The 17,306-nt window shown below is 68.1% G+C and carries 15 protein-coding genes; 9 read left to right on the top strand and 6 right to left on the bottom strand.

The genetic code is table 11. From position 1 onward, the window contains the following. Window positions 1–9: 9 nt before the first annotated feature. Together ACX1D0_RS04285 and ACX1D0_RS04280 are read left to right on the top strand one after the other, a co-directional pair. Window positions 10–2,568 (top strand): hypothetical protein, encoded by a 2,559-nt coding sequence (locus ACX1D0_RS04285; RefSeq protein WP_459019655.1) that lies wholly within the window; start codon window positions 10–12, stop codon window positions 2,566–2,568. Between the two features lie 29 nt (window positions 2,569–2,597). After that, window positions 2,598–4,151, top strand: a complete 1,554-nt coding sequence (locus ACX1D0_RS04280; RefSeq protein ID WP_459019654.1) for a peptidoglycan-binding protein — start codon at window positions 2,598–2,600, stop codon at window positions 4,149–4,151. 51 nt (window positions 4,152–4,202) lie between these two features. Here the strand turns inward: ACX1D0_RS04280 and ACX1D0_RS04275 are convergent, their stop codons facing one another. The 6 genes from ACX1D0_RS04275 to ACX1D0_RS04250 form a co-directional block, all read right to left on the bottom strand. Continuing rightward, the gene (locus tag ACX1D0_RS04275; protein ID WP_459019653.1) at window positions 4,203–4,493 is read right to left on the bottom strand and encodes an antibiotic biosynthesis monooxygenase; all 291 of its coding nucleotides are present in this window, start codon (window positions 4,491–4,493) and stop codon (window positions 4,203–4,205) included. Window positions 4,494–4,502: 9 nt separating this feature from the next. After that, window positions 4,503–5,993: an Asp-tRNA(Asn)/Glu-tRNA(Gln) amidotransferase subunit GatB gene (gatB, locus tag ACX1D0_RS04270; RefSeq protein WP_459019652.1), complete on the bottom strand. Its 1,491-nt coding sequence runs from the start codon at window positions 5,991–5,993 to the stop codon at window positions 4,503–4,505. After that, window positions 5,990–7,495 carry an Asp-tRNA(Asn)/Glu-tRNA(Gln) amidotransferase subunit GatA gene (gene gatA, locus ACX1D0_RS04265; protein ID WP_459019651.1) on the bottom strand — a complete coding sequence of 502 codons (1,506 nt, stop codon included), beginning with the start codon at window positions 7,493–7,495 and terminating at the stop codon, window positions 5,990–5,992. The genes gatB and gatA overlap by 4 nt, the downstream gene beginning before the upstream one ends. A gap of 2 nt (window positions 7,496–7,497) precedes the next feature. Continuing rightward, the gene (gene gatC, locus ACX1D0_RS04260; RefSeq protein WP_459019650.1) at window positions 7,498–7,791 is read right to left on the bottom strand and encodes an Asp-tRNA(Asn)/Glu-tRNA(Gln) amidotransferase subunit GatC; all 294 of its coding nucleotides are present in this window, start codon (window positions 7,789–7,791) and stop codon (window positions 7,498–7,500) included. Between the two features lie 61 nt (window positions 7,792–7,852). After that, complete coding sequence (locus tag ACX1D0_RS04255) at window positions 7,853–9,382, bottom strand: vWA domain-containing protein (protein ID WP_459019649.1); 1,530 nt, start codon at window positions 9,380–9,382, stop codon at window positions 7,853–7,855. Window positions 9,383–9,649: 267 nt separating this feature from the next. Continuing rightward, window positions 9,650–11,059: an IS1380 family transposase gene (locus ACX1D0_RS04250; protein WP_459020375.1), complete on the bottom strand. Its 1,410-nt coding sequence runs from the start codon at window positions 11,057–11,059 to the stop codon at window positions 9,650–9,652. Window positions 11,060–11,241: 182 nt separating this feature from the next. Between ACX1D0_RS04250 and ACX1D0_RS04245 the strand changes: the two genes are divergently transcribed. The 7 genes from ACX1D0_RS04245 to ACX1D0_RS04215 all read left to right on the top strand — a co-directional run bounded on the left by ACX1D0_RS04245 (window position 11,242) and on the right by ACX1D0_RS04215 (window position 17,299). After that, window positions 11,242–11,454: a Flp family type IVb pilin gene (locus ACX1D0_RS04245; RefSeq protein WP_459019648.1), complete on the top strand. Its 213-nt coding sequence runs from the start codon at window positions 11,242–11,244 to the stop codon at window positions 11,452–11,454. Between the two features lie 85 nt (window positions 11,455–11,539). After that, window positions 11,540–11,905 (top strand): TadE/TadG family type IV pilus assembly protein, encoded by a 366-nt coding sequence (locus ACX1D0_RS04240; RefSeq protein ID WP_459019647.1) that lies wholly within the window; start codon window positions 11,540–11,542, stop codon window positions 11,903–11,905. Then, complete coding sequence (locus tag ACX1D0_RS04235) at window positions 11,893–12,936, top strand: pilus assembly protein TadG-related protein (RefSeq protein WP_459019646.1); 1,044 nt, start codon at window positions 11,893–11,895, stop codon at window positions 12,934–12,936. Before ACX1D0_RS04240 ends, ACX1D0_RS04235 begins: the two co-directional genes overlap by 13 nt. A 41-nt stretch (window positions 12,937–12,977) precedes the next feature. Continuing rightward, complete coding sequence (locus ACX1D0_RS04230; RefSeq protein ID WP_459019645.1) at window positions 12,978–13,664, top strand: Flp pilus assembly protein CpaB; 687 nt, start codon at window positions 12,978–12,980, stop codon at window positions 13,662–13,664. Between the two features lie 32 nt (window positions 13,665–13,696). Next, entirely contained in the window at window positions 13,697–14,842 is a 1,146-nt protein-coding gene (locus ACX1D0_RS04225) for a CpaE/TadZ family protein (protein ID WP_459019644.1), read from the top strand. Further along, the gene (locus ACX1D0_RS04220) at window positions 14,829–16,361 is read left to right on the top strand and encodes a TadA family conjugal transfer-associated ATPase (protein ID WP_459019643.1); all 1,533 of its coding nucleotides are present in this window, start codon (window positions 14,829–14,831) and stop codon (window positions 16,359–16,361) included. The genes ACX1D0_RS04225 and ACX1D0_RS04220 overlap by 14 nt, the downstream gene beginning before the upstream one ends. 5 nt (window positions 16,362–16,366) lie before the next feature. After that, the gene (locus ACX1D0_RS04215) at window positions 16,367–17,299 is read left to right on the top strand and encodes a type II secretion system F family protein (RefSeq protein WP_459019642.1); all 933 of its coding nucleotides are present in this window, start codon (window positions 16,367–16,369) and stop codon (window positions 17,297–17,299) included. Window positions 17,300–17,306 lie beyond the last annotated feature (7 nt).

The raw sequence follows: 17,306 nt of genomic DNA, 5'->3' as shown, positions 1-17,306 counted from the left end.
GATGCGGTCATGGCCAGCATCGCCGCGGTCAGACGGGACCCATCGGGGGCGCCGTCGTGCTCAGTGACCTTCCTGCTCAGCCGCACCCCGGCGCCGCACGAGGCCATAGCGGACCTCGTCGTCACCGCCACCCTCGCCGTCGAACTGCACTGCGAGCTCGAGGACCTGGCCTGGGTGGAGTTCAGCCTGGACGGGGCCGAGCCCGTTCGCGCCGAGTCCCGGGGACCGTTCGGCACGGCGGCGCTGGCCACGACCCTGACCGGTGATGAGGCCCGAAGCCTGCTCACCGCCCTGGCCGGGCGAGGCGGAGGGCCGGACCTGGTGATCCGCGCCCGCCGCACCGACGACCTCGCCGGCCAGTGGCGGCGGCCGGTCGCCGAGCTGATCACTCCGCTCATGGCGGAGAACCCGGACCGGATCGTGCACCTGGTGACCGCCGAGGGCGGCACCGTGCGCGACGTCTTTCCGGCCCGCTCCACCGCTCGCACCCGGGGCCCGGGCCGGGAGCTGCTGACACTGCGCCGGAACGAGGCGGTCCCCCTGATGCAGGCCATCCGCCCGCAGGCCGCGGTGATCCGGCCGCTGCTGGCCGAGAGTCTGGTGCTGGCCACGCCGCTGGCGCCCCAGGAGACGGGGCCGGTGCTGGACGGCAGGCCGCTGCTGGCTGACCGGCAGGGCGACAACCGCTGGTACCTCCCCGAGATCCTGCTCGACGTCCCATCCCCGGGACAGGACCCTGACTCCTCGCCCTTCCGGTTCGATCTGGTCCAGGTGGGTCACCAGGCCGACGGCTCCCCCGCGCTGGAGGCCACCGTCGTGGTGACCCTGCTCGCCCGGCCCTCCGCCGCCACCCTCGCACCCTGGGAGAGCGCGGGACGGCCCACCCTGAAGCCAGTGCCCTGCGTGCCCCAGATCGGGCTGCATCTGCCCTTCCGCGATGACCACGGCGCCGCACGCACCGAGCTGGTCACCGCGAACTCGGTTCAGGTCACCGGAGTGCTGGGCGAGGACGGCTCGAGGATCACGGCCACGTTCGTGCTGCAGAACAACTGGGCCCGCCTCGCCTACGGGGCGCTGTCAACCCCTGGGTTCCAGGCGGAACCCGCCGTCGTCGAGGTGGGCCTGGCACACAGCGGCTGGCGGACCGAGCGGACGCAGTCCATGCTGACTGTCGATCGTCTCACCGCCCCGAAGATCATGGCGCTGAGGCGAGGCGATGACGCCACCCGCCCGATCGCGGCCACGCAACTGCTGGCCATGGCCAAGGCGCAGATCCGCCTGACGCCGGCGATCGCCCTCGAGAAGTTCGACCTGACCCAGCTAGGCGTCGTCAAGCACGTGAAGGTGAGCGCCACCGCCACCACGAGGCTCCCCGCGCTGCTAGCGTGCGCCGACCACCCGCAGCTGTACCGGCAGCGCGGCGGCGACGGATGGGAGGCCGTCGGATGCCGGCCCGCGCTGCGCCTGGGCGAGACGCAGTACCGGCCGTGGCAGCCGGAGCCGGTCAGCACCGCCGGGGTCAGGGTCTTCCGCTCGCTGACCCAGCCCGGCAGGTTCCTGGTCATCCCCGAGAACTACGCCGTCGGCCGCTACCCGGCAGACGACCCGGAGCGGGCGTACGAGCCCACGCTGCTGCTCACCTCCACCATCGACGTGGAGAACCCGGCCAACATCCGCTGCGTGCTGGCGGCGGCGCTGGAGCCCGAGCCTGACGCGGCGGACTTCTCGCTCCTTGCCGGTGAGCTGCGCCAGCGGCTGGGCCGGCCGGTGGAGCTCGTCGGGCCGTGGCAGGCGGGCGTCGCGCCCGAGATCAGCTGGGCGGTGCCGGGCTCGGACCGCGTGGACTGCGTGCTGATCGACACCGGGTTCACCTTCATGCTCACCACCGACATCCCCGGCCTGCTCACCCTCCGAACCCTGCTGCGGCGCGGCGGGCTCGTCGGGTCGGCCCGGTACGCCATCCCGGGTGGAGATTCCGCGGTCAGCACGCTGCGGCTCGACCTGAGCCGCGTCGTCGGGCCGGCCGGGGGGCCGGTGACCGCGGAGCGGATAGGCGACGAGGTGCGGCTGGCCAACCGGCTTGACCGGCGCGTATCGGTGAACCGGGTGGTCGCCGACGGCGCCGTCGTGGCCTCACCGTCGCTGCTCCTCGCGCCCGGGCAGGAGGCCACCGTGTCGCTGTCACCTGGAACGACTGGCGAGCTGGCGCTGGACCACTCCGTCGAACCCGGCATGGAGAGCCTGGACGAGACCCGCAGCTACATCGAGGATCTTCACCTGGGCGTCACGTTCGTCGCCACCGGGGACCTGGCCCAGATGGCGGGGCTGGAGATCGAGGCCACGTTCCTCGGCGCCGCCGCGGACCCCATCACCCTGACCCGCACCCAGCGGCAGGCCGAGCGTCAGTTCGTGCTCCCGCTGACCACCTACGCCACCGACCCCGCCGTGATCTTCACCGTCACCGCGGTGGCCTCGGACGGCACCCGCACCGCAGCTCCACCGGTCGACTGGCCGGTGCGCACCCGCGGCGTTCTCGTCCCCATTCCCACACCCGTACCGCAGCCCTGAGCCACAGCGCTTGACGAAAGGACACTCCCATGACCGGTTACTCGCTCCACGTCGGACTCAACGTGGTAGACACCTCCAGCTACATCCCGGCGCCCGCCGTGCTCGCCGGCTGCGTCAACGACGCCAACGACATGGAACGCCTCGCCGGTGGGCAGGGGTTCCGCACCCGCACGATGCTCGACGGGGCCGCCACGTCGTCGGCGCTGCTGTCCGCGCTCGGCGACATGGCCCGCGCCACCGTCGCCGGGGACATCGCGCTGATCACCTTCTCCGGCCACGGCGGCCAGATCGGCGACACCAACGGCGACGAGGAGGACCGGCTCGACGAGACCTGGTGCCTCTACGACCGCCAGGTGCTCGACGACGAACTGCACCGCATGTGGGCGCAGTTCCCGGCCCGCGTGCGGATCGTCGTCACCTCGGACTCGTGCCACTCCGGCACCGTGGCGCGCAGCATCCTGGCCATCGCCACCCGCGAGGCGCTGGTGCGCAACCCGCTCGGCCAGGAGTACTGGCCGGAGGACGTGCACCTCACGAAGCTGCGCCCGCGGGCGTTGGCACCCAGTGTCGCGGCGGCGGACGCGGTGCGGCGCCGGGACGTCTACAGCGCCGCGCAGGCCGTGGCCGGGCACACGCGCAGCACCGACATCGCGGCGGAGGTGATCCTCATCTCCGGCTGCCAGGACAACCAGCTCTCCAGCGACGGCGACGTCAACGGCCTGTTCACCGAGGCGCTGTTGGGGGTCTGGGGAAACGGGTCGTTCAGCGGCGACTACCGCGCCTTCCACAGCACCATCGTGCGGCGGATGCCCATGGACCAGGTGCCCAACTACTACACGGTGGGCAACGTGAGCGCCTCGTTCCAGGCGCAGAGGCCGTTCACGATCACGGCGCCGCCGCTCTCCGTCCCGGTCGACCCAGGAGGCTGGGGCGGTGGCCAGGGTGGTGGCCAGACGGGCACCACCCGCCGGACGCTGCGCCAGGGCGACAGCGGCGAGGATGTCCGCTACCTGCAGCAGAAACTGGTCGACGGCGGCGCGTGGCTGAGCATCGACGGGCGCTTCGGACCCGCCACGGCCAACGCCGTGCGCGCGTTCCAGTCGCGGAACGGCCTGACTGCCGACGGCGTGGTGGGCCCGCAGACGTGGGCCGCGCTGGAGGGGGGAGGCTCGTCCGGCGGCGGGACCGGCGGCGGCACCTCCACGGGAGGAGGTTCGGGCGGCGGCTCCGGCTCTTGGGGCGGCGGCGGGTCCGGCGGGTGGAACGGTGGATGGAACGAGCCCACGGGCGGCAACCAGGGCGAACCGAGCAACCAGGGCGGCTCCAGCGGTGGTTGGGGCGGCGAACCGAGCAACCAGGGCGGCGGCGGCCAGGGCACGCAGGCCCGCCCGACGCTGCGCCGCGGCGACCGCGGCGAGCACGTGCAGTACCTGCAGAAGCGCCTGACGGACTTCGGCTACGTGCTCACGGTCGACGGCCAGTTCGGCCCGGGGACCGAATCCCAGGTGCGCAGCTTCCAGCGAAGCCAGGGCCTGGCCGCCGACGGCGTCGTGGGCCCAGCCACCTGGGCCGCACTGGGCTGACCCGGGCGGGCTGAGCAGCCCCCTCCGGGTCGGTGAGCAGGGACCCGGAGGTCAGCCGGCGACGACGGTGAACACAGTCTTCGAACGCGGCTCCACCTGCACCCGGTTCGCCACCTCGGCCCACGCCTTGTAGTGGTCGGTCGTCTTGTGTGCGGCCAGGTCGTCCTCGGTGCGGTAGGCCTCGACCAGGGTGAACCGGGTGGGGTCGTCGGCCTGCTGGAGCACGTCGAACCTCAGGCATCCCGGCTCCTGCAGCGACGCGCGGCTGTTGACGACGCACGCCTCGGCGAACTCGTCCTCAGCTCCGGCCGCGACAGTGACGTAGGCGTGGAACAGGTACATCGGTCCTCCTCAGGACAGCTTCGACAGGATCAGGTCGCGGACCTTGGCCGCGTCGGCCTGGCCGCGCATCGCCTTCATGACCTGGCCGATGAGGGCACCGGCGGCCTGGACCTTGCCGTCGCGGATCTTCGCCGCGACATCCGCGTTCGCCGCGATCACCAGGTCGACGGCGGCGCTCAGCTCGCCCTCGTCGGACACCACGGCAAGCCCACGCGCCGCAACGACGTCGGACGGCTCGCCCTCCCCCGCCAGCACGCCCTCGATCACCTGCCGGGCCAGCTTGTCGTTGACCTTGCCGTCGTCCACCAGCCCCTGCACCGCGGCCACCTGGGCCGGGGTGATGGAGAGCTCCTCAAGCTCGACGCCGGCCTCGTTGGCGCGCCGCGCCAGCTCCGTGACCCACCACTTGCGCGCCGCGCCGGGCGAGGCGCCGGCAGCCACCGTCGCCTCGACGAGCGACAGCGCGCCGGACGAGACGATGCTGCCGAAGTCGATGTCGCTGAAGCCCCATTGATCCTGGAGCCGACGGCGGTGCTCGGACGGCCGCTCTGGGAGCGTGGCGCGCAGCTCCTCCACCCACTCGCGCGATGGCGCGATGGGCATGAGGTCCGGCTCGGCGAAGTAGCGGTAGTCCTCCGCCTCCTCCTTCGAGCGGCCCGGCGACGTGGTGCCGGTGGCCTCGTGGAAGTGGCGCGTCTCCTGCTTCACGCGGCCCCCACCGTCGAGGATGGCCGCCTGGCGGGTCATCTCGTAGCGGATGGCCCGCTCGACCGAGCGCAGCGAGTTGACGTTCTTCGTCTCGGTGCGGGTGCCGAGCACCTGGGCACCGATGGGCATGAGCGAGATGTTGGCGTCGCAACGCAGGGACCCCTGCTCCATGCGCACGTCCGAGACGCCGAGGGCCCGCAGCAGGTCGCGCAGGTAGGACACGTAGGCCTTCGCCACCTCCGGCGCCTTGTCCCCGGCGCCCCTCACGGGCCGGGTGACGATCTCGATGAGGGGCACGCCGGCGCGGTTGTAGTCGATCAGCGAGTGGCTGGCGCCGTGGATGCGGCCGGTGGCGCCGCCCATGTGGAGGGCCTTGCCGGCGTCCTCCTCCATGTGGGCGCGCTCGATCTCCACCCGATAGGTCCGGCCGTCGAGCTCGAGGTCCACGTAGCCGTCGAACGCGATCGGCTCGTCGTACTGGGAGGTCTGGAAGTTCTTGGTCATGTCCGGGTAGAAGTAGTTCTTCCTGGCCATCCGGCACCAGTCAGCGATCTGGCAGTTGAGCGCCAGGCCGATCCGGATGGCGGACTCCACCGCCTTGCCGTTGATCACCGGCAGCGAGCCGGGCAGGCCGAGGCACACCGGGCAGACCTGGGTGTTGGGCTCGCCGCCGAACTCGACGGTGCAGCCGCAAAACATCTTGGAGTTGGTGTTGAGCTCCACGTGCACCTCGAGCCCGAGGACGGGCTCGTAGCGGGTGAGGAGGTCGTCGTAGTCCACCGTGTCGCTCATGCGGACACCGCCTTCTGGCCGTCGGTCATTGTCGTCAGGAGAGGCGCGCCCCACGTGGCTTCGAGCGCCCGCTCGACGACGCCGCCCACGCGGTACAGCCGCGGATCCTCCATGGGAGGGGCCATCACCTGCAGGCCGACGGGGAGCCCGTCGCTCAGGCCGATGGGGAACGACGCCGAGGCGTTGCCCGCCATGTTCGACGGGATGGTGCAGAGGTCCGCCATGTACATGCTCATGGGGTCCGCCATGCGCTCGCCGATCTTGAAAGCGACCGTGGGCGTGGTGGGCGAGACGAGGACGTCACAGGCCTCGAAGGCCTTGTCGAAGTCCTGTTGAATGAGGGTGCGGACGCGCTGCGCGGAGCCGTAGTAGGCGTCGTAGTAGCCGGCCGAGAGGGCATAGGTACCGATGATGATGCGGCGCTTGGCCTCCTTGCCGAAGCCGGCGTCCCGGGAGATGTTCATCACCTCTTCGGCGGAGCGGGTGCCGTCGTCGCCGACGCGCAGGCCGTAGCGCATGCCGTCGAAGCGTGCGAGGTTGCTGGAGAGCTCGGCGGGCTGGATGAGGTAGTAGGCGGGCAGCGCGTAGCTGAAGGCGGGGCAGGACACCTCCACCACCTCGGCGCCGGCCTCGCGGAGGAGGTCGACGGCCTCCGCGAAGCGGTCCAGGACGCCCTGCTCGTAGCCCTCGCCGCCGAGCTCCTTCACCACGCCGACGCGCACGCCGTTGAGGTCGGGGGCCGTGGCGGCGCCGGCGAGGTCGCCCACGGGCTGGTCGATGGAGGCCGAATCGTGGGCGTCGTAGCCGCCGATCACCTGCTGCAGGAGAGCGGCGTCGAGGGCGGTGCGGGCGCAGGGGCCGGGCTGGTCCAGGCTGGAGGCCATGGCCACCAGGCCGTAGCGCGACACTCCGCCGTAGGTGGGCTTCACGCCGACGGTCCCGGTCACGGAGCCCGGCTGGCGGATGGAGCCGCCGGTGTCCGAGCCCACGGCGAGCGGCACCATGAACGACGCCACGGCCGCGGCCGAGCCGCCGCCGGAGCCGCCGGGGATGCGCTCGGTGTCCCAGGGATTGCGGGTGGGGCCGAAGTAGGAGGTCTCCGTCGACGAGCCCATGGCGAACTCGTCCATGTTGGTCTTGCCGACGATGACCAGCCCGGCGTCGCGGAGGCGCGTCACGACGGTGGCGTCGTAGGGCGGCACCCACCCCTCCAACATGCGGGAACCGCAGGTGGTGGGGTGGTCGGTGGTGCAGAAGTTGTCCTTGACGCCGATGGGGATGCCGGCCAGCGGGCCGAGCACCTCCCCTGCCGCGCGGCGGGCGTCGATGGCTCTGGCCTGGTTCAGCGCGTTCTCGGCGTCGATGGAGAGGAAGACGTTGAGGGCGCCGTTGAGCTCCGCGATCCGCTCGAGGCAGGCGCCGGTCAGGTCCTCGGAGGTGAGGGCGCCGTCGGCCATGAGGGCGGCCAGCTCGTGGGCGGGCTTGGCGAGGAGGGGGTTCATGCTCACTCCTCCCCCAGGATCTGGGGCACGCGGAAGCGGCCGTCCTCGCTGTCGGGGGCACCGGAGAGCGCCTGGTCCTGCGTGAGCGACGCGGTGACCACGTCGTCACGGAACACATTGGTCAGCGGCATGGCGTGGGTGGCCATGGGCACGTCCGCGCCGGCCACCTCGGAGACGCGGCGGACGGACTCGAGGATGACGTTGAGCTCGGGGGCCAGCTCCGCGCATTCCTGCTCGGTGAGCTGGATGCGGGCGAGGCTGCCCAACCGGGCCACGTCGTCGGCGGTGATACCCACGGTGCTCCTTCAGTCGACGGGTGCCGCGGCGGCGGCTCGCCCCATCTTAGGACCCGGCGGGTTACGGGTGCGTGGGGCCGTCAGGCTCCGGGCGGCGGGCCCCAGCGCCGCCGGCGTTGATCATCTCGAGCATCCGTGAGCGCTCCGTGGTGTAGCGGAGGGTTCGGCCGTCGGGGAGTTTTAGCTGTTGTCCGTCTGTGAGGGTCGCGGCGAATCGCTCCTTGCCGAGGTGGCCGTTGAGGCGGATGGCCTCCCCCTTGGCGGGTGTGGCCTTGACGGTGAGCCCGCTGCGGTCGGCCCTGGTGGAGGTTCCGGTGACGAGGAACTCGTCGGCCACATCCCCCTGGGGCGTGATGAGGGCCAGGGAACCGTCGAGCTGGGGCATGCGCCTGCGGATCGCGCCGGCGATGAGGGCCAGGAGGACGACGGCGGCGAGGACGCCCGCGGCGGCGGCAAGCGCCCACGACGGAAGGGCGCCCAGGAGGCTCGGTGCGGGCTGACCCTCGTCGACGGGGCCGCCGGTGGGAGCCGCCGTGGCGCTGGACTCAGCCTGCGAGGCGGCGGCCGTGGTGAGGGTCACGGGCTGCGATGTGGCCTGGAACGTCTGGGCGAGCCCGAGCTGGGCGAGCTGCGGCTGCCAGGGGGACGTGACTGTCGCGGCGAGGGCGACGGCGGCGTCCGTGCCCGGGGGCAGCGTGAGCGTGACGGTGCTCGTCTGAGTCTGTCCGGGTGCGAGCTCGAGGGTCGCGGGTTCCATGCCGACGGCGGCGCCGTCGACGCCCGGCGTCAGCTGGACGGCGGCCACCGTCGTGGGCAGGTGGGTGGCCGTGGAGGTCCAGGTCGCGGTGAAGGTGGCCCGGGCGTCGGTGATCTGCGGCTCGGAGACAGCCACGGTGACGGGCTGCTCGAGATCCGGGGCGAGGACCTCGCCGACGCGGAACCGCTTGATCTCCTCGGAGAGGCCTGAGAGGAAGCCGACGATGTCCCCAGGGGTGGCCACGTCGGCGTCGGGGAACACCTGGGCCAGGAGGCCGGCGTCGGACTTCGGGCCCAGCGAGAGGGCGAAGGCCCCCACCTGGCGGCCCGTGGTCGCGGCGGCTGCGGAACTTCGCAGCGCGTCCCAGGCCGGGGCGTCGGGGGTCTCATAGCTGGAGCCCTCCGCCGCGTCGAGCTCGCCGTCGGTGAGCAGCACGAATGCGGCCACGTCGGAGGCGCCATCGCGGGTGAGGGCCTCGACGCCCTCGTCGATGGCTGCGCCGATGTCGGTCTGCGTGCCCTCGGGCGTGTCAGGGAGCGTGGCGAGGAGTGTCGCGGGGTTGGGGTCTGTTCCTTCGAAGACGGTCTGGGCGCCGTCGTCGAAGGTGATGAGGGTGACGTGGTCGTCTGGGGTGAGTGACTCGAACAGTCCGCTGAGCGCCTCCCGGGCGCGGCCCCAGCGGCCGTCGTCCTTCATGGAGACGGAGGTGTCAACCACGAGGATGAAGTCTGTGGCTTGGTCCTGGATGCCGAGTGTCGCGGCGAGGGTGTCGAGTTGCTCGTCAGCGGCCGCCGACAGGCCTCCTACTACGGTATATAGTAGGCTGACTAGCACCGCGAGTGTCGCTCTGAGCCCCTTCACATGTCCCCCGAACTTGACTGACCCGTCCCACGGCGCTACGCGCGTGGATTGTACATTGACGGGGGGTCACCCCGACCACTACTTTAACCTCCCTCTTTCATGAGGCGGCTTGAGAGCTGTCAGCTGGGCTGTCGGAGCCCGATTTGAACACTGGGCCGGTTGAGGGCGTGACTGTTGGCCGGCTGACGCTGCCGGGCGGCGGTTCTCCAGGTTTCCTCGGGTAGTGGCGGTCGGTTGGGGTCAGGCTGGTGGGATCGCGGCGATCCGGGCGAACGCGGCCACGAGGTGCTCAACCCAGGGCCAGCTCTTCGGGAGGCGCAGCCGTCGCCGCCGGGCGCCGTGGACCAGTCGGGCCGGGACGTGCAGCAGCCGATACCTGAGTGCCTTGGGTTCGGCCTTGGCGAGGTCACCGTCGAGGGCCAGCATCTTGAACCAGGCGACCAGGTCGGCGGCGATCATCGTCAGGGTCAGCCAGGTCTGGTTGATGCTGAACTCGCGCGACGGGAAACGTCCCAAGCCCGAGTCCTTGGCGTGACGGATCCGGTCCTCAACCCGGGCATGCGCCCGATGCCGGGCCTCAAGGAACTGCAACTGCCCCGCGGCTGTGTTGGTGGCAAACGCTTGATACCGCCACCCGTCGGCCTCTTCAAACAGCGACAACTGCGCCCCCGGATGCGGGCGTTCCCGGCGCAGGATCACCCGCATCCCCGCCGGCCAACCATCGAGATTGAGCAGTCCTGTGACCTCGGCGACCTCCCCGCCCTCTCGAACCTCACCATCGGCCTTCAGCGCCGGAGACCATGACCCGACCGGCAACTGCGTGATCGCATCGCGCACGTTCTCGCCGATGGTGAACCCCACGCTGTAGTGCAAGATCCGGCCTCTGACTTGGCCTTGCGCATGGAGCCAGTCCAGCAACTGGTGGGAGGCGCCGGCCCCGTCACAGCGGATCAACAGGTTGCGGCGATACGGCATCGGGATCTGGGTGATCGCCTCGCCCAGGACCTGAATGTGATCCACGGCGGTGTTCGACCCCGCCCGACCGGTTCGCAGCGCGGCGGCGAGGAACTCGTGCGTGTTGTCGCACCACACACCGATCGGGTGATACCCGAAGGTTCGTTTGAACGTCGGCGACGCGAGTTCCTTCTCCGAATGCGTGACCACGATCGTGGCATCGACATCCAACACCACGGTGCTGCCGAGATCGGTGCCAGCGACCCGAGAGGCCGGAACTCCGCCAGCGCCTGTCAGCTGGGCCCAGACGTGGCGCCGGACACGGGCCCGGGCCGTGGCGATCTTCCTACGCCTGGCGTCCGTGACCTCATCCAGCGCCCGCCACACCGTCGGAGCTGAGGCGACCGGCCCCAGCACTTGGGATTGGTGACGCAGGACGTCGATGTCGGAGATCGCCTCACCGCCGTCGGCGAGCAGCACCGCGACATCGGTCAGCACCTGGCCGCGGTCATGGACCGAGGGGACGAAACCGCGCCTGGCCATCGCTGTCGAGAGACCACCGGTCAGCCCGACCCGGTCAGCCAACAAGCGAAGCCCGATGCTGCCTGCGTGGGCGACCACCCCGGTCCCGTCACCTGTGACTGACAACCCCGACGACCACGCAGTATCCTTCACTTGCCGAGTGCCTTCCGCTATGGGTCTTTTGAGCTTCGCAACTCCAAGTATCCCGTAGTCAGAAGGCACTCTGGCTCATTTACGGCACAGGTCGCCCACACGCCATGAACGATCGAGGTTAACCGACGGGGGGAACAAGCGTTTGTCCTCCTCAGGGGACCTGGATTTTCCCCTTGACTTCTCCTTGAAAGGGGGCAACCGCCATGGTTGCACTGTTCTCTCACCTCTCCGCGCTCCTCCACGTGGTCGGCCGTCGCTTCGCCGACAAGACCAAGGGCGCCACCGCCGTCGAGTACGGCATCATGGTCGCCCTGATTGCAGTTGTGATCATCGCGGCTGTTGCGCTCATCGGAACGAATCTCGACGCGATGTTCGACGCTGTCGGCCTGAAGATTCCGCAGACGATTCCGGCCTGAGCTCTCGTCTACTCAACTGAGCCCTCCAGTGCATCTGAACGGGGAAGACAACCGAACTCGTGGCGGAAGCACCGGTGCCGCTGCTGTGGAGTTCGCCCTTGTCCTCCCCGTTCTCTTGGTGCTTCTACTCGGCATCCTTGAATTCGGCTATTACTTCTTCCTGAATGCTGCAGCGGCCGGAGCCGCGCGAGAGGGCGCGAGAGCAGCTGCGATCTCCAGGGTGGCTGAAGACGGAGAGATTGTAGCTGCAGCCACCTTTGCAAACACGACATTCACGGACCACCCCGCCTCTGCGGTCGCGCACCCCGCTGCACTCGACGGGGAAGGTTTATGCCAGCCTGGACAAGCAATCACCGTCGCAGTTGCATACGACTATGACTCTCTAACCGGATTCTTCACCGGTTCCAAGATGAAGGCAGAGGGGATTGGAGAGATGCGATGCGGAGGTTGAGGACGCAACGCGGGGCGGTCGCTGTCATGGTAGCCACTCTCATGGTGGTGCTAATCGGTTTTACCGCCTTGGCCGTTGACCTAGGAGCCCTGTGGATGGATCGCAAGGAACTCCAGAACGGGGCCGACGCTGCTGCTTTGGCGTTGGCGCAGAGTTGCGCGGAGGCGGCCAATTGCGTATCGGGCAAGTCGGTGGACGTTTCATCTTCAGAATGGACCGAAGCTGAAACTCTCGCCTTCGGGAACAAAAGGGATGCTATCGCCACCGAGGTGGAGGTGGTTTCTATTGAATACACCATCACGGAGACAGAAAAGTCCGTCACTGTTGCTTTGGCCTCCGAGCGACAGCATTGGTTCGCTCCCGTCATCGGCCAGAACAGTTCTGCGATGAGCGCATCCGCAACTGCGTCGTGGGGTGGAATCACTGAGGCGTTCGTTCTACCGTTGACTGCTTCTGACTGCGTGGTCACCAAGAAGTGGCTTGATTCGGGGGAGGACGTCACACTCTACGTCCTCAGCAATAGGAACGACAAGACAGAGGCTCCGAATACCGATGACGATGGTTGCCCAGCCGATACCTCGGGGCCACACATCATTCCTGGCGGCTTTGGCTGGCTGGATGTAGCCAAGGGCGGAGACTGCGAAGTGTCATCCGTCCTGGGAATGGTTCCGGGCGACACAGGAGTCTCCGGTCCAACATCAGACAAGCTGTATGGCTGTGACGATGTTCTGGACGACCTCGTGGGCGAAGAGGTGCTTCTTCCGTTGTATGAGCATGCTGCAGCGCAAGGGGACAGCGGGTACTTCAGACTTGTCGCATTCGCGCACATTCGGGTTGAGAGTTATTGTCTGATCGACAATAGCAAGCGGCCTTGGTTCGGACCGGATGGTGTCAGCTGCAACCCGAACCCCCCTCCGGGTAAGCCGGAGTTGGGGCCCTTCATCACGGGAACCTTCCTAGCTCGCGTCTCTCTCGATGCCTTCATTGGCGGCAGCGACAATGGGTCGCAGGCTGTCCAACTGACCGGATAAGCCCGGCCTACAGATTCGAGATCTTGCCCATGAATCGACGCGTGTTCGCTGCCATCGTCGCTGCGCTACTCACCCTGGTGGGAGGCGTTCTTGTTGCCTCGTACGTCCGAGGCGCCGATCAACGTGCGCTCGACAAATTGCAGCCCACGAGCGTTCTCGTGGTCACTGAGCAGATCCCCGTCGGCTCGGCGGCCGGCCTTGGCACGAATGTTGAGGTGAGAGACTTGCCGGCCTTGTCTGTCGCCTCGGGCGCCTTGACCGACGTAACGACTATCGCCGATTTAGTCACCTCGACCACGCTATATCCTGGAGAGCAGTTGCTTCCCGAGCGCTTCGTGGCCGTCGAGGATCTAACGAATGATCAAGTTGTCTTGCCCCCAAACTTTGTCCAGGTCACGGTCGTTCTCTCGCCGGAGCGGGTGATCGGAGGGCGGCTGAAGGCGGGCGACACCGTCGGCGTTGTGATGTCGACCGGTGAACCGGCCAGCACAGAGACAATTCTTCATCGAGCGTTGGTCGCTCGCGTGCAGGGTCTTCAGCCGGACGAGGAGGCAGGGGAGAACGCTCCTCCGGACGGTTCGCAGTTCATCACGTTCGCCGTTACAGCGATTGATGCCGAGCGCATCGTGTGGGTGGCCGAGCATGCGTCCATGTGGCTGACTCTCGAGCGCGAAACCTCACTGGTCGAGGGCACGAAGCAGGTCACGCTCGAGAACGTGGCCTCATGAGCGCCATTCTTCTCGTCGCGCGCGCCCCGTACGTGGTCGACCAGGTCACCATTGCCACCGGCGGCCAGGTCACGAGCCTGGTGGGCGGAGAACTCCGGGATCCGGATGCGCTGGCACGCACTATGGGTGCGACTCCTGCTCCCGAACTCGTTCTCCTCGAGGCTGACCAGGATCCGCAGGGCGCACTAGCCGTCGCGCACTGGGCGAAGGAGCGCTTCGGACTTGCTGTCGTTCTGGTCACCTCCGACCCGACGGGACTGGCCCTGCCTGCGATGCGAGCCGGGGTCAAGGACATGATTGCGCCCGACGCACAGGCCGTGGAGTTCCGCGACATCATCGCTCGCAATAGGCGTGTTGCTGTGTCTGCGCGGGCCCAGCCGGTCAAGAGCGGGCTGATCGTCACCATCGCCTCCCCCAAGGGCGGGGTTGGCAAAACGACCGTCGCCACGAACATTGCGGTGGGATTGGCGCAGCGGTTTCCGGAGACCGTCGTGCTCGTGGACCTGGATCTCCACTTCGGGGATGTGGCCAGCGCGCTGAACCTGAATCCGACATATTCGCTTCCCGATACCGTGCGTCCCGCTGTGAGCGGTGACGCACTTGCGCTGAAGACATACCTCACGCGGCACGAGAGCGGCCTCTGGGTCGTCCCCGGATCTGAGTCCCCGGCAGCTGCTGACTCGGTCACGGTGGACGATGTGACCGCGCTGCTCCGAACTCTTGCCCAGTCGTTCGCGTACGTCGTCGTCGATACCTCGCCTGGATTGTCCGAGCACACTCTGGCCGCCTTGGATCAGACCGGTGAACTGGTGCTGGTCACCGGGCTTGATGTGCCTGGCGTCAGGGGGCTCCGCAAGGAGATCGAGACCCTGAGCCAACTGGCGCTGCTGCTTGAGTCGCGTCACGTCGTCCTCAACTTCGCCGACAACTCCCGCGGGATCACTGTCGCTGACGTGGAAGCCACCATCAACGCGCGGGTCGACGTCGCGCTGCCCACCTCCAAGGTCGTCCCCATCTCCGTCAATCAGGGAATCCCTTTGTTGCAGAGCGGGGGCAGGGACCCGCTGACGCGGCAGTTGGCGACACTCGTCGATCGCATCGCGAAGACTGCGCCTGAGAACTCGAAGGGCCGCCTCTTCGGCGGCAAGGCGAAGGGCCCTGCAGATGGGGCTCGCTGACCGACTGAGGGCCGCACGCGGCGATGTGACGCCGCCAGATGCGCCGGGCGCCACCACCGCAGTCCCGCAACCGCAGGCCGCTCCACTTCCGCCCACCAAAGGTTCGCCATCGGTGGCCTCGACGCCACACCAGGTGCAGGTGCCAGTAGGCACCCCACCCCTGCCGACCGCTCGGGCTCAGCGTGAGGCGGTGCCGGCGGCATCCCTGGCAGCCCGCGCGAATCCAGGGTCGCCCGCGCAAGACGCCATGCGGGCGCTCAAGGAGAAGACAACCACCACTCTCTACGAGCGTTTGGGCACGCGTCTGGCCGACTCATCACTCACCGACGAGCAACTACAGCAGTTGGTGCAGCAGGAACTGACCGCGGTGATCGAGGGTCAGAATCTGGCGATGACGGGCGTGGAGCGTAGGCGCCTGATCGAGGAGGTCCAATCCGATGTGCTCGGACTCGGACCCATCCAGGGCCTGCTGGCAGATCCGTCGGTGACCGAGGTGATGGTGAACGGTCCGCACAATGTCTACGTCGAGCATGGAGGGCGCCTCTACCGCTCAGACGTGACGTTTCGGGACGAGACGCATCTGCGTCAGATCATCGACCGCATCGTCGGCAAGATTGGCCGTCGCATCGATGAGGCGTCACCGCTGGTGGACGCGCGCCTGGAAGATGGCTCACGTGTCAACGCCATCATTCCCCCCCTGGCGTTCAGCGGCTCCACCTTGACGATCCGCAAGTTCAGCCACGACGCGCTGACCGTTCCGGACCTGATCCGCCTGGGCACCATGTCGCCTGAGATCGCGGAGCTCTTGTCGGCTTGTGTGAAGGCACGGCTCAACATCATCATCTCCGGTGGCACCGGCACCGGCAAGACGACCCTGCTCAACGTGGTGTCATCGTTCATTCCCCAAGGGGAGCGCATCATCTCCATCGAGGACGCGGTGGAGCTTCAGCTTCAACAGGAGCACATCGTGCGGCTCGAGTCGCGTCCACCGAACATCGAGGGAAAGGGCGAGATTTCGATCCGGGACCTTGTCCGCAACGCCCTGCGCATGAGGCCGGACCGCATCATTGTCGGCGAGGTCCGCGGGGCTGAAGCCCTGGACATGCTTCAGGCCATGAACACCGGCCACGACGGATCGCTCTCCACCATCCACGCGAACTCACCCCGCGATGCCCTCTCGCGCCTGGAGACCCTGGTATTGATGGCCGGAATGGAGCTTCCGCTTCGTGCCATTCGCGAGCAGGTGGCCAGCTCCATCGACCTCATCATCCAACTCGGGCGTCTCCGCGACGGCACCCGACGCATCGTCGCGGTCACCGAGGTTCACGGTATGGAGGGCCCGACGGTGACCATGCAGGATGTATTCCTCTTTGACTACTCTGCCGGAGTCGACCGCGACGGGCGCTTCCTCGGGCATGTCGTGCCCACCGGCGTCCGCCCTCAGTTCACCGATCGTTTCGCTGACCTCGGGATCGCCCTGTCCCCGCGCGTGTTCGGCGCAGACATCCGGATGCGCTGATCCACATGCCCTCCCTGCTCTCGATAGCCTCCATCCTCGCGGGCATCGCCTTCGCCATCCTGATGTGGTTGCTGTTACGCCCCAATGCACGCGAGGTGCCGCTGCACCGCCGCAGGCCTACTGCTGCCACCCGACGCACAGCATTTGCCGGGGTGGCCGACGCCGCCACCCGAGGGGTTGACCGGATCCTCGCCTCCCGAAGCCTGTCCCTGGCAGAGCGGCTGGATGTCGCCGGGATCCGGATGCCGGCGGCCCAGATGGTGGTGCTCGTGCTGTGCGCCGAAATCGTGGTGCTGGCCCTTGGGTTGGTCCTAGGCCGCCCGTTCCTCGGCCTCTTCCTCGTACTCGTCATCCCGCTGGCGGTCGTCGGCGTGATCTACATCAAGACGGAGCGCAGGAGAACGGCCTTTTCGCTTCAGTTGGATGAGACGGCTCAGATGCTGGGTGGCAGCTTGCGGTCTGGATACTCATTCACCCAGGCGATGGCAACCGTCGGGCGAGAAGCCGCGTCACCAACGGCTGAGGAGTTCACCCGGATCACCAACGAGCTCCGGGTGGGAAGGCCCCTGTGGGAGGCCATGAATCAGACGGCCACTCGGATGCGCAGCGATGATTTCGCGTGGATTGCGCAGGCTGTGGCCATCAACAGGGAGGTGGGGGGAAACCTGGCCGACGTCCTCGACGGTGTTGCACACACCATCCGGGAGCGGGCCCAACTCCGGCGCCAAGTGGCGTCGCTCAGCGCAGAGGGTCGACTGTCCGCGATCATCCTCGTAGCGCTGCCCTTCGTGATTGTTGGGCTCCTGATGTTCATGAACCCCACCTACCTGTCACTCCTGTTCACCCATCCAGTTGGCTGGCTGATGCTGGGCGCTGCCGGGGTTCTGCTGACCGTCGGCAGTTTCTGGCTACACAAGACCGTCCAGATCAAGTTCTGAATTCACC

The sequence above is a fragment of the Tessaracoccus pujii genome (genome assembly GCF_054483895.1).
The sequence above is the reverse complement of the archived record's forward strand: the minus strand, read 5'-3'. Positions and strand labels throughout refer to the sequence as shown.

Excerpts from the sequence above, each read along its gene's own strand:
- ACX1D0_RS04285 (WP_459019655.1), top strand. The coding sequence starts at position 10 with ATGGCCAGCATCGCCGCGGTCAGACGGGACCCATCGGGGGCGCCGTCG.
- ACX1D0_RS04280 (WP_459019654.1), top strand. The coding sequence starts at position 2,598 with ATGACCGGTTACTCGCTCCACGTCGGACTCAACGTGGTAGACACCTCC.
- ACX1D0_RS04275 (WP_459019653.1), bottom strand. The coding sequence starts at position 4,493 with ATGTACCTGTTCCACGCCTACGTCACTGTCGCGGCCGGAGCTGAGGAC.
- gatB (WP_459019652.1), bottom strand. The coding sequence starts at position 5,993 with ATGAGCGACACGGTGGACTACGACGACCTCCTCACCCGCTACGAGCCC.
- gatA (WP_459019651.1), bottom strand. The coding sequence starts at position 7,495 with ATGAACCCCCTCCTCGCCAAGCCCGCCCACGAGCTGGCCGCCCTCATG.
- ACX1D0_RS04245 (WP_459019648.1), top strand. The coding sequence starts at position 11,242 with ATGGTTGCACTGTTCTCTCACCTCTCCGCGCTCCTCCACGTGGTCGGC.
- ACX1D0_RS04235 (WP_459019646.1), top strand. The coding sequence starts at position 11,893 with ATGCGGAGGTTGAGGACGCAACGCGGGGCGGTCGCTGTCATGGTAGCC.
- ACX1D0_RS04220 (WP_459019643.1), top strand. The coding sequence starts at position 14,829 with ATGGGGCTCGCTGACCGACTGAGGGCCGCACGCGGCGATGTGACGCCG.
- ACX1D0_RS04215 (WP_459019642.1), top strand. The coding sequence starts at position 16,367 with ATGCCCTCCCTGCTCTCGATAGCCTCCATCCTCGCGGGCATCGCCTTC.